Annotated in this window: 13 protein-coding genes and 1 pseudogene; 2 read left to right on the top strand and 12 right to left on the bottom strand. The window is 59.3% G+C overall.

The features are described 5' to 3' along the window. Positions 1–286: 286 nt before the first annotated feature. Together IB279_RS25905 and IB279_RS25900 are read right to left on the bottom strand one after the other, a co-directional pair. Positions 287–880, bottom strand: a complete 594-nt coding sequence (locus IB279_RS25905; protein WP_192339963.1) for a mobile mystery protein B — start codon at positions 878–880, stop codon at positions 287–289. Between the two features lie 5 nt (positions 881–885). Continuing rightward, the gene (locus IB279_RS25900; protein WP_034798540.1) at positions 886–1350 is read right to left on the bottom strand and encodes a mobile mystery protein A; all 465 of its coding nucleotides are present in this window, start codon (positions 1348–1350) and stop codon (positions 886–888) included. A gap of 583 nt (positions 1351–1933) precedes the next feature. Here IB279_RS25900 and IB279_RS25895 point away from each other — a divergent pair. Both IB279_RS25895 and IB279_RS37990 read left to right on the top strand, forming a co-directional pair. Beyond that, positions 1934–2137, top strand: a complete 204-nt coding sequence (locus IB279_RS25895) for a hypothetical protein (RefSeq protein ID WP_176960320.1) — start codon at positions 1934–1936, stop codon at positions 2135–2137. Positions 2138–2451: 314 nt separating this feature from the next. Continuing rightward, positions 2452–2772 (top strand): annotated as a pseudogene (locus IB279_RS37990) (Fic family protein); the annotation flags it as partial. Between the two features lie 74 nt (positions 2773–2846). On the opposite strand, the gene IB279_RS25890 reads toward IB279_RS37990, so the two are convergent. The 10 genes from IB279_RS25890 to IB279_RS25845 all read right to left on the bottom strand — a co-directional run bounded on the left by IB279_RS25890 (position 2847) and on the right by IB279_RS25845 (position 12105). Continuing rightward, entirely contained in the window at positions 2847–3269 is a 423-nt protein-coding gene (locus IB279_RS25890) for a hypothetical protein (RefSeq protein ID WP_177235763.1), read from the bottom strand. Positions 3270–3291: 22 nt separating this feature from the next. Next, entirely contained in the window at positions 3292–4080 is a 789-nt protein-coding gene (locus IB279_RS25885; protein WP_113188200.1) for an SDR family NAD(P)-dependent oxidoreductase, read from the bottom strand. A 102-nt stretch (positions 4081–4182) separates the two neighbouring features. Beyond that, complete coding sequence (locus IB279_RS25880; protein ID WP_113188114.1) at positions 4183–5172, bottom strand: ABC transporter permease; 990 nt, start codon at positions 5170–5172, stop codon at positions 4183–4185. After that, on the bottom strand, positions 5169–6704 hold the full coding sequence (locus tag IB279_RS25875; RefSeq protein ID WP_113188116.1) for a sugar ABC transporter ATP-binding protein: 1536 nt from the start codon (positions 6702–6704) through the stop codon (positions 5169–5171). Before IB279_RS25875 ends, IB279_RS25880 begins: the two co-directional genes overlap by 4 nt. A gap of 48 nt (positions 6705–6752) precedes the next feature. After that, positions 6753–7688 carry a substrate-binding domain-containing protein gene (locus IB279_RS25870; protein WP_162741203.1) on the bottom strand — a complete coding sequence of 312 codons (936 nt, stop codon included), beginning with the start codon at positions 7686–7688 and terminating at the stop codon, positions 6753–6755. A 22-nt stretch (positions 7689–7710) separates the two neighbouring features. Then, a complete protein-coding gene (locus IB279_RS25865) occupies positions 7711–8493 on the bottom strand; it encodes an SDR family oxidoreductase (RefSeq protein WP_210338710.1) in 783 nt (260 codons plus the stop codon). An 82-nt stretch (positions 8494–8575) separates the two neighbouring features. Continuing rightward, complete coding sequence (locus IB279_RS25860) at positions 8576–9358, bottom strand: SDR family NAD(P)-dependent oxidoreductase (protein WP_113188120.1); 783 nt, start codon at positions 9356–9358, stop codon at positions 8576–8578. Positions 9359–9432: 74 nt separating this feature from the next. After that, a complete protein-coding gene (locus IB279_RS25855) occupies positions 9433–10377 on the bottom strand; it encodes a LysR family transcriptional regulator (RefSeq protein WP_113188122.1) in 945 nt (314 codons plus the stop codon). Beyond that, positions 10374–11039, bottom strand: a complete 666-nt coding sequence (locus IB279_RS25850) for a TetR/AcrR family transcriptional regulator (protein ID WP_060529984.1) — start codon at positions 11037–11039, stop codon at positions 10374–10376. The genes IB279_RS25855 and IB279_RS25850 overlap by 4 nt, the downstream gene beginning before the upstream one ends. A gap of 175 nt (positions 11040–11214) precedes the next feature. Next, entirely contained in the window at positions 11215–12105 is an 891-nt protein-coding gene (locus IB279_RS25845) for a LysR family transcriptional regulator (RefSeq protein ID WP_113188124.1), read from the bottom strand. Positions 12106–12186: the final 81 nt, after the last annotated feature.

The following is a 12186-nucleotide window of genomic DNA, read 5'->3' as shown; positions in this document are numbered from 1 at the left end:
AGGCGCTTCCGTGCCGGGCAAGGTGCGCGATCTCTGATCTGTCAGCCCGTCTTGTGTATCCCCAGCGCGTCCGCGATGGACTTCACGCGTCTGCCAAGCTTGATGTAGAGCTGCACGGCTCTCATGCGGTCTTCGTACGAATACATGAACTATCTCCTGTTAGTCCAAGAATTCGTCCGCACCTCCAGGGGATCAGTTTTTCATTTCGCCCGACACTGCGACTGCGTGAATGTCTTCATATCGTCTTCCTCGGTTCAGTTCGGTTGGCTAACTCCCCGTTCGAACCTCAAGAGCGGGCGAACGCCAGCAACGGTCCTATGTCGTGGTTATCAGCCGCCCGAAGGGCCGCAACATAACGAGCGCGGGTCTCGCCCGCATCCACCAGATCAGCTCTGCCCCAGGTAAAGGGCGGCCGGCCAAGCCGACGTGCCAGCAGATCACCAGCCAGCCGGGAAAATCTGCCGTTCCCGTTCGGAAAGGGATGAATGGCCACGAGCATATGACTGAACCGCACGGCGATCTCGTCGGGCGGAAAAGTTTCGTGTTCGACCCAGTAGCGTACGTCGTCGACCACCTGCCTGACTGCCACTGAGATGCGATAGGCATCGATACCGATATTGCGAGGCGCGGTTCTGTAGTCCCCAGCCCAGTCCCAAACGTCCCCAAACATGCGGCGATGCAGCTCACAAAGAAAAGCCTGGTCGAGCACGTCCCTTTTTCGCGACGTTGCCCACCGCAGGCCCTCGCCGATATTGACTTGCTCGGCCTCATTCAACTCGTGCCGCAAGGTGATGTAGGAAGGGATGAGCCGCTCCCGCTCCTCAGGGGGTAGAGGGGTGTTTGCCTCGTCGTCGTGCTCGAATAGAGGATCTTCAGCCATGGATCTCAATCCTCATCCCAAAGGCGCCGTGCAGCGTCGGTAAGCAGGGATTCCACGAGCCGCCGACGTTCTGCCTCCAGGTCCGACTTAAGCAGCGCCTGATTCTCCAGCCGCATGGTGTGGTCGAGCCTCGTCATATCCTCGCCCACCTTTTCGGCGGCACGCTCGTAAAGGATATCGTCGAGCGGTTTTATCGGCACGAAAGCGTAGACGAACGTGCAGTTCATTGCCGCAGCGGCCTCACGAAGGGTCTTGATTGTTGTCGCTCCGGAAACCTCGGCCTTCTCGATGGCCGGTATGCGAGACGGAGCCGCTCCCATGCGGTGGGCAAGTTGTCGGGTGGTCATACCAAGAGCTTCCCGGATGGCCTTCATCCAACCGCGAGGCGGCGAGATGATTTTGAGTTCTCGCACGGGCGCGAGACGTCTTTCCAACTGTTTTCGCGCGAGCGCGGCTTGCTTTCTGTTCATATATTTATGTCCATAAAGAAGAAAATTATCACAAATAAATGATCATGGTCAGCTTAATAGAACATATAAAGATAATCAATATTCCCATTCTTGATCATATATCCATGAGCAGTGGCCGCAATTTCAACGTGACTCTCTGGTCGCAGTGAACGCTTGCCGGCTTTCCAACCCGACATCAACAGCTGCATGGCGCCTTTTACCGCTGATTATTTCTACGCTACGAGCTCCACCGCCGGCTCGCGGACCGCATCTCGACCTTGCAATGGGATTGGAGGGTCTACACGTCATGCGCGTTTTTCTGATAACGGGCCTGTTGCGTTTCCGATGAAGCGACATTTCCGCCTGCTGACGGCAGCAAACTTTTGAGAGCTGCTTGATTGTGCGGAACCGTTTGGTTCAGATGCTCGACCACCAGTTTCGAGCCGCTGGAACCGCCACCTTCTTAGAACGCGTCGCGAACTCTTCGCGCAGGGATGGTCAGTATGGTCCAATATCAAGACTGGTGCGACTACAACGACGGGGCTCTTGGAAAAGACTACCTCCGGGTCATGACTGCGCACGGGGCCGATGTTGCGCCGTCCAAATGACAGCAAAAGCCCTGCCCGCTCACTACGTCGCCGAGGAACGGATCGCCAGACCGCTTGCAAGGATGGGTAAGAGCAGCGTGGCCAAGATAATCACCGATCTACTGCCGAAGATGCCGCAGATCCGCTCCGGCGACCTTGGTGCGACCGAAGGGATCAATGCCTATAGCGGCTACAAAGCGCCCATGTCGTTTTGCATTTAACCGCAAGACTCCGACAGCAATAGTTTCAACAAGATAGCCTGGCACTAAATTTAAGAGTTGGCAGTTAATTGAGATTGCCCCTTTGGAGACCGGTAACTTCTCGAGGGTCCGGCGGCGCAAAGGGGGTGGCTTGGGTTTGAATATCGAAGGCACGTTCGGGTCTGGCTGTCGGAATGGTGCCCTGAAGCGATCGCGAAGTCCGCCGTTCAACGCGGTCGTCCGGACCTGCGTGAGCATGTGAGCGCCGTGGAGCGACCATCGCGTCTGCTGCTTCTTGACCATCCGCTTTCCAACAAGCGAATTACCGCCGACATGGAATCGCCGAAACAGCGGAACAAGCTTTTGAGACTGCCAATCAAATTGCACGACTGTTCGACGGCGACCGCGAACGCATCGTAAGGGAGTCTGAGCGTACGGGGTCAGTCCTCCAGATCCACGAAGCCATGCGCACCAGCCCTTATCTGACCGCCCCCACGGCGATGAAACGGAGCGGACTAACCATGCCCACCGTCAACGCAGCTCTAGACCAACTCCAGAAACTTGGGATCGTCGAAGAAGCAACAGGTCGACGGCGTGGCCGAGTCTTCGTCTATCGCGCGTACATGGAAATACTGAGCGAGGGAGCAAGCGGCTAAAGCGTTCCTGTCGATACATTATGCGACCTTGGACGCACAGAAGGAACATTCCATAGCAAAGCGTCCGCCTTGCGTCACATGGAGTCATTGAGATCGCGGACAGCGTTTTTTGGTGGTTCAACCCTGTCGCGCTCTCGCGCGAGCGCGCCCTTGAATTCTATAGTTGTGAAAGCGAGATGCGTCCCGCCGATGTTGGTCAGATCGTGAACCATCGTCTCGTCGGCAGCAAAGGCGAAGACCTTGCAGTCGCCGGCGTTGTAGTCGGTAACGACAGCCTTCCCATCTGAATATGTGGAGCGGGACCGTCCTGACGTCAGCGCAATCCAGCAGTAATCCAGCTGATGTCGGTGGAAACCGAGACGTTCACCGGGGGCGAGGCAGATGTGCCAGACACGCACGAAGTCAGTTTCGGACACGAGAACCTGTCCGACCCGCTCGTCCGCATTCGCAATCTCATCGCGAAAAGCCTTCGACATTCCAACGCTGCTCTCAATCATCGGTATCATCCCGGTTTCTCCGTCACGTGGTGGGTATGACCCCACCATCGATATTGATCACGTCGCCACTAATGAACTCGGAGAGGTCCGAGGCCAGGTAAAGAACCGCCATGGCCACGTCCCGGGCGGTGCCAAGCCGCCCCGCGGGCAGTCTTGATTCAGCAAGGAACGCGTCCACCGCGCCGTCGATCGTGGTACCGTAGCGCTCCGCAAGCGCGTGAAGGAACCCGCCCGGACGGTCCCACAGCTCAGTTCGTATGTGGGCGGGCGCAACCACATTCGAGCGAATGCCCTTGGACGTGAACTCACGTGCAAGCGCTTTGGACAGAAGCGCGATTGCCGCTTTGGAGGTGCTGTAGTCTGGCAACAGCGGATGCGGCATGCGCCCGGCCTCCGAACCACAATGGATAAGCACGCCCCTCTTCTGCGCGAGCATGGTGGGAATTACAGCTCGCGCCATACGGACATAGCCCATGAGATTGACATTGAGCGTCTGCGCCCAATCCTCGTCCGAAACGTCGAGAAAACCGCCGCGCGTCGGACAGATGCCTGCATTGTTGAAAAGCACGTCGATACGACCGAAGGCTTTGTGCGCGGTGTCCGCGGCCGCTTCCCCTGCCCCCTTGTCCCCAAGATCGACCTCGCACGTCTGCCAGCGGTCAGACGTGGCGAGGTCTTTCGCCGGTGTCATGTCCCGGCTGACGCCCAGGACGCAGGCACCCTCGGCCAGGAACAGCTTTGCCGTCTCCAGCCCGATGCCGGAACTTGCGCCGGTGACGATGACGACCTTGTCTTTAAGATTCAGATTCATGGCTGCAGTCTCCTCCACACGCTCCTTGTTGGCCGCAGCAAGGATGCCACGGCGACCGAGGAGCGCGTCAAGGTTTCTTCGGCATTCACCACCGCTGTTCTGTCAAAGAAGCTTCAGCTTCGTCGTACGCGAGACCACCGACACGGCGATGACGATGATGATGCCCTTGACGATACTCTGCACGTAGGTGTCCATGCCCACCAGGTTCAGGCCATTGTTCATGATGCCGATCAGCAGCGCCCCGAAGAACGTTCCCATGACAGTCGCCGTGCCGGGGCGAAGCATCGTCATGCCGATGAATACAGCGGCAAGACCGTCCAGTAGATAGGTTTCGCCACCGTTCGGCTGGCCGGAACCAAGCCGGGCCGAAAGGATAATCCCGGAGATTGCGGCAAAGAGCGAGCTTAGTGCCAACCCATAGACCCGGTAGGAACGTACCTTGATGCCCGAAAGCTCGGCGGCGCGTGCATTGCCGCCGACGGCATAGAGGTAACGACCGAAGGTCGTTCGCTCCATCAAGAACCACGAACTGGCAACGACGACCAACATGATCAGCGCCGGATAGGGCAGGACACCGGCGACCTTGCCTTGGCCCATAGCCAAGTATTCGGCGGGAATACCACCATAGATGGCGCGGCCGCCGGAGATCATGAAGTTGATGCCCCACAGAATGGAGCCAGCCGCCAGTGTTGCAATCAGCGACGGAACACCGACACCGACGACGAGCGCCGAATTGATAAGGCCGACGGCAAGACCGGCACCGAGTGCTCCGACGATCGACAGGGGGATCGGCACACCGGCCACCATCAGCAGCGGCGCCAGCAAGCCGGCAAGGCCGACGACATAACCGACGGAAAGATCCATTTCTTTGGCTGCGAACCCGAAGGTCAGGCCCACGGCGACGATCGTCAGCATCGAGATCTGCTGGAGAATGTTGACGAGATTGGTGCCGGTGAAGAACCGGTCCGTGCCGATCGCGAAAGCCAGGAAAAGGACTATCAGAACGGCGAGCGTGCTGTATTTCTGGACCAGTGTGCCAATGCGCATCGGGCGGGACGCTTTTTCCTGGGCAATAGTTGTTGTCATGGTCATTGGGTTACCCCCGCAATTGCATTGATGAAGACAGCCTCGCTGAAGTCGCGGCGAGCGATCTGGTCGGCATCCCGACCATTCCTGAACGCCACGACCCGGTCGGCCACATGAGCGATTTCGAGGAGATCGCTCGAGGCGACGATGACCGCCGCTCCGCGTTCGGCGAGCGAGATGATGAGGTCATGGATCTCGCGTTTTGCGCCGACATCCACGCCCTCCGTGGGTTCGAGAAAGACGAAGAGCTTGTACCTGCCCTCGGAAGCGAACTGCCATTTGGCAACCGAAACTTTCTGCTTGTTGCCACCGCTAAGCTCGACGATCTTCGTTTCCGTACTCGACGTCTTGATGTTCAGCCGCTTGATCAAGCGGTGCGTCTCGGCCCGCTCACGCCCGTTCTGAACCACCCCTAGCGGCTTGAGGCTGGTCTCCTGGATGCCAGCCATCGACATGTTCTCCCGGACGGTCCAGTCGCCGATCATGGCGTTGATCATCCGGTGATCGGGGATGAGCGCAGCACCGCGCCGTTTCATGTCGCGCACGCTGGCGCGCCCGACATCCTTGCTCTTGAAGCGGTACTCCCCCGCCGTTGCAAGGCGTGGTTCAAACAGCGACTGGGCGAATTCGAAGTGCCCAGAACCGGTCAGTCCGATCAGCCCGACGATCTCGCCGCTGCGAACCTCCAGGCCATCCATAAGGAAGCGCGCACCCTGCCAGCCCTTGATTTCGACGACGATCTCCGCGTCGTCAGCAAGGGTACGCTCCGTAAGAGCGCTGTCGAACAGACGATGTTGATTGCCGGTCTGCCCGCGATTGAGCATGAGGTCGATCAGCTGGCGTTCGGTCACCTCTTGCCCCGCATTGGTGAGGTGGCTCACCTTGCGGCCGTCCTGCAGTACGGTGATCTCGTCGCAAAGATCGACCACCTCCTGCAAGAAATGACTGATGAGAACCACCGCCATGCCGGCATCGGACAGCTGGCGGATCAGCGTCCAGAGGCTCTGTTTTTCCTTGGCCGGCAACGTTGCCGTTGGCTCGTCGAGGATCAGGACCTTTGGGCGCGAGTGCAGCGCGCGCAGGATTTCGATGACCTTCTGGTCGGCATAGGGAAGTTCATCAACCTTGCGATTGAGTGCTATCGCCGTTTCCGGGAACCACTGTTTCGCCAGCTCTTCCGCCTGCCGCTGAACTTCGCGCCGGTTGATGAAAAAGCGGCTTTTGACCGGCTCGAAGCCGAGACAGATATTCTCGGCGCCGGTCAGGTGTGGCACAAGGCTGCCTTCCTGCGAAACGAGCGAAACGCCGTTTGTAACGGCCGCCGCCGGGTTTTCGAAAGCGACCGGCTGCCCAGCCATGCTCAGCGTTCCGGCCGTCGGCTGGACGGCACCGCTCAGAATGCTGACAAGCGTCGTCTTGCCGGCGCCGTTTTCGCCGACGATGCCGTGCACGCGGCCCTCGACGATCTCGATGGACACGCCGTCGAGCGCGAGCGTGCCTGGCCATTGCTTGGTGATATTCTCAAGAACAATCGACATGTCGCACCTCCGAAATGGGCGGGCGGTCGCACCGCCCGCCCGGCCGGTTCACTTGCAGTTGTCCTTGGTGAAGAGCGTCGCACCGTAGTAGACGATGTCCTTGCCGTTCGTGACTTCCTTTGGATGGTCACCATCCACCATGACGCGCTTGGCATAGGTCGCAAGATTGACGCCCCACTCCTCGAACTGCTGCCGCCCGGTCGCAACGAACATCGAGTTCGGCTCGCAGATCGCCTTGATCGCCTCCGGGTGCCCGTCCATGCCCGAGACCGGCACGTTCAACCCGGCGCCCTGAAGCGCGGTGATCGCTGCCTGTGCCGGCTCGTCCCAGGGGGTCCAGACAGCGGTAATCTCTTCGCCGTAACGCGTGGCGAAGTCCTGCACGGCGTTCAGCGTTTCCTGGTAGAAATTGGCGACATCGAAATTGTATTCGCCGATGACCTTGATGTCGGGATACTCTTTCAGGATCGCCCGAAGGGTATCGGTGCGCTCACGCACCGGCTTGATCTTGTCGGTGGTGATGATGATGAGATTGCCCTTGCCCTTCATTTGGCTGATCAGGCTCAACGACACTTCAGCAGACATCTGCCAGTTGTTCGTGGTAATGTCCGCAGTCGAGCCGGGGATCCAGCCGGAGTCGACCGTATAAACAGGAATATGCGCCGATTCCGCGCCTTTGAGCGCGTTGCTCGACGCACGCAGGTCCGCGTAGGTCACATAGATGACGTCGACACCGCGGTTGACGGCATCCTCGATGTTGTTGGCGACCTTCTCGGCAGACCCCGCGGAGTCGAGATAGGTCACTTCCCAATCGTCAATGTTGTTGTCGGTCAGGTACTTCTTGAAGCCGTCCTGCGTGCGCTGTTCGGCCTGGAAGGCGGCGTTGCCCTGGACCCAGCCGATCTTGACGGGCTTGGCGAAGGCCGGTGACGCGGCCCACAGGGCGACGATCGCAACGCTGGTGAATTTCAGAACTTTCGACATGATTTCTCCTCCCACTCTGTCGTCAGATTGATAGAAAGCCGCCGTCGACATTCAGATCGACGCCGGTGCAGTAACTCGCAGCCTCGCTCGCGAGAAACACCGCTGGGCCACCCACTTCGTCCGGCTGCCCCATGCGTTTCATCGGCGTCATCTCAGCGAATTTGCGGACGTTCTCGGCCACTTCGGGCCGGCTGTTCATGGGTGTCGCCATGAAGCCCGGGCTCAGGCAGTTGACGCGTACGCCCCGCCCGGCCCATTCGCCCGCAAGGCTCTTGGTCAGGCGGATCACGGCTGCTTTCGTTGCGTCGTAGTGCGCCTGCTCAAGGCCGGGTATGGCGGTCGAGCCGCAGATCGACGCCATGTTGAGAATGGAGCCGCGGCCACGTTCCAGCATGCGGCGGCCCTCGACCTGACAGGACCAGAAGAGCCCGTTGAGATTGATGTCCATCATCCTCAGGAACTGGGATTGCGGCATCGTTTCGGCCGCACCGACATTGGCGATCCCGGCGCTGTTGACCGCGATGTCGATCTCACCGAAATCCCGTTCGACACGGTCGAATGCGGATTCGATCGAGTTGCGATCGGTGACGTCGCCGTCGAGGGCGAGTCCATTCCGGCCGGCGGCGGAGATGGCTGCCAATGTCTCGCCCTGGCCGGTAGCACCCGGGAGGTCGAAGCAGGCGACATCGGCACCCGCCTCGGCAAGCGCGATGGCAATTGCCTGCCCGAGGCCACTGCCGGCACCGGTGACGAATGCCCGCTTGCCGCCAAGATTAAATCTGTTCACATTCGCCTCCCGAAACATGCTGATTTCATTGATAAACTGGTTGGCTCTTGCGATTGAGGACGTTGCATTGAATTCACTCTTCAGCCCCCTTGAATAAGGCTCACAGAATGGCGCGGATCGTGCCGCCCTCTGCACGCATGGCCATGCCATTGAGGTGTGGGCTTGCTGCGAGATGCACGACGCTGCGCGCTACCTCTTCGGGTTCGATCATTCGGCGGATGAGCGAGGTCGGCTCGGTTTCGTCGAAATAGTCGGAGACGACGGCGTCGCGGGTCGTGCCCTTTTCATCGGCGATTTCCTGGTGGTATCGGCGCACCGCCTCGGTATTGGTCGGGCCCGGCAGGATCGTGTTGACCCGGACCCGAGTGCCCTTCGTCAACTCGGCAAGCGAGCGCGAGAGACCGAGCAGGCAGGTCTTCATGGCACCGTAATGTGCCATCCAGGGCTGCGGCTTGACGGCACTTTCGCTGCTGATGAACACGACACTGCCTTCGCCTCGTGCCAGCATGTCCTTCAACACCAGCCGCGACATACGCACACCGGTCATGACGTTCACATCGAAGTAGCGGAACCAGTGCTCGTCGGTCGTTTCAAAGAAATCGCGAACTTCGAAGATGCCGATGTTGTTAATGAGGATGTCGACGGGCCGGTGCGATGTAGCAAAGGCAAAGAGCCGCTCGGCTTCGCCCTGGGCCGTCAAATCGCCGGCAATTCCACGACTGCGCTTGCCAAGCGCGGCGGTGGCATCCTCGACCTCGGCAGCGCTGATGCCGCTCACGGTGACATCGGCTCCTTCGCCGAGAAAGACCGAAGCGATGGCGCGCCCGATGCCCGTGGCACCACCGGTGACCAACACGTGCTTGCCATCAAGACCATAGTCCATTGAAATATCTCCATGGGCCGTCGTTCGGTGGTCGGGACGACGCACCGTCGGAGCAAGGGTGATGTAGAACGCGATCAGGCTGCGCCGCGCAGCCTTGGTAATTCGGCCCTGCAGAGCTCCGCACTACGGCTCAGGCGCTTCACGCGCTGCAGGAGGAAGTCGATAAACTCGGCCGTCCGCAGAGGCAGACGGTGTCTGGGTTCGGACAGCAGATGGATGATCTCGGGGTCGCAGTCGAAGTCTCTGAGGACAGCGATCAGCGTCCCTTCGTCCAACTCCCGCGCGACATCCCAGGATGACACGCGAATAAGCCCTTGGCCTGCCTTGGCCAGGTCGATCAGGGCCTGCCTGTCGGAGACAATGCGGTTGCCGCTCACACGAACGAACGTCGGTTCGCCGTCGACGGCGAAGCCCCACTTGTCGGCAGCAGTCTTACCGTCGAGATAGACGAGACAGTTATGAGCCACGAGAGCGGAAGGAACGTCAGGTGCCCCCACGCGCGCCAGGTAGTCGGGCGCTGCGCAGACGACCATCGGGTTCTCGCCAAGCTTGCGGGTGGTCAGTGCGCTATCGGGCACGGCACCGAAACGAATGACGATATCGCAATCGTCATCGACCAGATTGACATCGTCGTCGCCGAGGATGAGGCGGAAGCCAATTTCCGGATGCGCAGTGCCGAACTCGCTGGTCAAGGGGATCAAATATTTGCGACCGAACTCCGAGGGCGCAGCAATCGTCACGGTACCGTTCGGGTTCTTCTTGCGCGCGCGCATCGTCTTGTCGAGCCGCTCGAAATCCTCAAGGATCGCCTGCGACGTTTCGAACAGATACCGTCCCTCCTCTGTCAGGCAAAGTGAACGCGTGGTTCGCTTCAGGAGGGCGACCCCGAAATGGCATTCAAGCGCCTTGAGCCGCCCGCTCATTGTTGCCGGCGACAGACCGAGTTTGTTCGCGGCAAGCGAAAAACTGTTCGACTTGACGATTTCCGAGAAAACGCGGAGGTCTTGGATGCTGTTCATCGGCTGACCTCCAACTCGGGCAGGAACTGTCCGAGATCGCTCATGCTCGCGGCAAGGCCGGTGACAAACACTTCGACGCGCGCGCGGATAATCGGATCGAGATCATCCGGGATATTGTTGCGGTAAACGTATTTCCGCACGCCCATGTAGAAGAAACTGGAGTGAAAACCCCAGACGATTTCAAGCACCAGTTCGTCCGCCTTCGGACCTGTCGGAACCTCGACACCCGCTTCAGCCGCGATTTCGGCGAAGATCAGCGGAAAGGTCGTCTCATGCAGCAAACCGAGATATTTCTGGGTGATCTGCGGGTCTTCCAGCGCCGACGCGATGAAGATCCGGATCCAGCGCTCATCGAGGATCGCAGCCGTGTAGGCCCTAAGGTAACGGACGAGGCGTTCGCGGATCGACAGCGAACGATCGGCGAGCAGATCGTTCCAGCCCGCATCCCAACGCTTCAGGTAGACTTCGTCATAGATCTTCTGGAGCAGGTCGTCGCGGTTCTTGAAGTACCTGTAGAGCAGCGGCTGAGAAACGCCGAGCGCATCGGCCAGTTCGCGCGTTGTGAACCGCAGTCCTCGCTGGGCGACGAAATCGATCGCAAATTCGAGGATCTGCTGCTCGCGATCGGCCGCATCAAGGTATTTTCGTGCTGCTTTTGCCATAGCCTATCGTTCTGACACACAAGTGGTGTCAGTCCTCACGCTTTTGAAAATCAGACTTGGCTCCGACCCGAATAGTGGCCGGGAACCTCCCATGCTCTCTCCCTGAGCTGACATAAGAGGTAACACCACCGCCAAAACTGATCAAGTGATAATTTATCAATTGATAATTTCTCTGTCACATCGCGCGCACCAAGAAGTCCAGGAACCTTCGGATTCTCTGAGGTACATGCGTCTGGGCCGAGTAGATCGCCGAAATCGGTTCGCTCTCCCCGGCATCCCAGGGCACAAGCAGTCGCACGAGACGTCCTTCGGCAAGATCGCCGCCGATGTGAAAGGTGGAAAGCCGGGCGATCCCGGCGCCCTGCAGCGCAAAGTGCCGCATGGATTCGCCATTGTTAACGACCAGCCGGCCGCCGACGTCGACGTGAACCGACGCGCCATCTGCGGGGTCTTTGAACTGCCAGGTGTTGAGGTGTGGACGCCCACCGAGGGTCAGGCACGCGTGTTGGCGCAATTCGTCGGGCCGCACTGGCTCACCGTGCCGTGCCAGATAATGCGGAGAGGCGACGATGTGCCTCGGAGAATCGAGCAGCCGACGAGAACGCAGCGAGGAATCACGCAACAGGCCCGTTCGGATCGCGATATCCGTCTTCTCCGCGATCAAATCGACAGGCTCATCGCTGAATTCGAGATCAATGCGCATGCCTTGGTTTTCTTCGAGAAACCGAACGACGAGAGGCGAGAGCACATGCGTGCCGAACGGCAGGTTGGTGCTGACTTTCAAAAGTCCGCCGATGGCCTCGGCCTTGCGGGCGATCTTTGCTTCCGCCTCGGCAATTTGCTGCACGATCGCCCGTGAGGTCTTGTAGAAGTCGCTCCCTTCCGTCGTCAACCGGAAGCTGCGGGTCGAGCGCACGACCAGCTGTACACCGAGGCGTTTTTCAAGCCGCGTGACCAGCTTGCTGATGGCCGATGGCGACATCGAAAAGATGCGGGCCGCCGCCGAGAAGCTGCCGGCATCGACAATCGTCACGAAGACTTCCATCTCGAGGGCGCGGTTCTGCATCGATGCGTCTTTCGTGAGTTTTGTTCACTTCAGTTATTCCTCAAGTCGCTCTACCTGACCAGAGGGCAAACCGTCATCCTC

It is taken from the genome of Ensifer sp. ENS06, assembly GCF_014852205.1.
GTDB lineage: Bacteria > Pseudomonadota > Alphaproteobacteria > Rhizobiales > Rhizobiaceae > Ensifer > Ensifer adhaerens.
This window is presented reverse-complemented; position numbering and strand designations above follow the sequence as displayed.

What these genes read in the sequence shown, in the direction of transcription:
- IB279_RS25905 (WP_192339963.1), bottom strand. Translation starts at nt 880, where the DNA reads ATGGCTGAAGATCCTCTATTCGAGCACGACGACGAGGCAAACACCCCT.
- IB279_RS25900 (WP_034798540.1), bottom strand. Translation starts at nt 1,350, where the DNA reads ATGAACAGAAAGCAAGCCGCGCTCGCGCGAAAACAGTTGGAAAGACGT.
- IB279_RS25895 (WP_176960320.1), top strand. Translation starts at nt 1,934, where the DNA reads ATGACAGCAAAAGCCCTGCCCGCTCACTACGTCGCCGAGGAACGGATC.
- IB279_RS25890 (WP_177235763.1), bottom strand. Translation starts at nt 3,269, where the DNA reads ATGATTGAGAGCAGCGTTGGAATGTCGAAGGCTTTTCGCGATGAGATT.
- IB279_RS25885 (WP_113188200.1), bottom strand. Translation starts at nt 4,080, where the DNA reads ATGAATCTGAATCTTAAAGACAAGGTCGTCATCGTCACCGGCGCAAGT.
- IB279_RS25880 (WP_113188114.1), bottom strand. Translation starts at nt 5,172, where the DNA reads ATGACCATGACAACAACTATTGCCCAGGAAAAAGCGTCCCGCCCGATG.
- IB279_RS25875 (WP_113188116.1), bottom strand. Translation starts at nt 6,704, where the DNA reads ATGTCGATTGTTCTTGAGAATATCACCAAGCAATGGCCAGGCACGCTC.
- IB279_RS25870 (WP_162741203.1), bottom strand. Translation starts at nt 7,688, where the DNA reads ATGTCGAAAGTTCTGAAATTCACCAGCGTTGCGATCGTCGCCCTGTGG.
- IB279_RS25865 (WP_210338710.1), bottom strand. Translation starts at nt 8,493, where the DNA reads ATGTTTCGGGAGGCGAATGTGAACAGATTTAATCTTGGCGGCAAGCGG.
- IB279_RS25860 (WP_113188120.1), bottom strand. Translation starts at nt 9,358, where the DNA reads ATGGACTATGGTCTTGATGGCAAGCACGTGTTGGTCACCGGTGGTGCC.
- IB279_RS25855 (WP_113188122.1), bottom strand. Translation starts at nt 10,377, where the DNA reads ATGAACAGCATCCAAGACCTCCGCGTTTTCTCGGAAATCGTCAAGTCG.
- IB279_RS25850 (WP_060529984.1), bottom strand. Translation starts at nt 11,039, where the DNA reads ATGGCAAAAGCAGCACGAAAATACCTTGATGCGGCCGATCGCGAGCAG.
- IB279_RS25845 (WP_113188124.1), bottom strand. Translation starts at nt 12,105, where the DNA reads ATGCAGAACCGCGCCCTCGAGATGGAAGTCTTCGTGACGATTGTCGAT.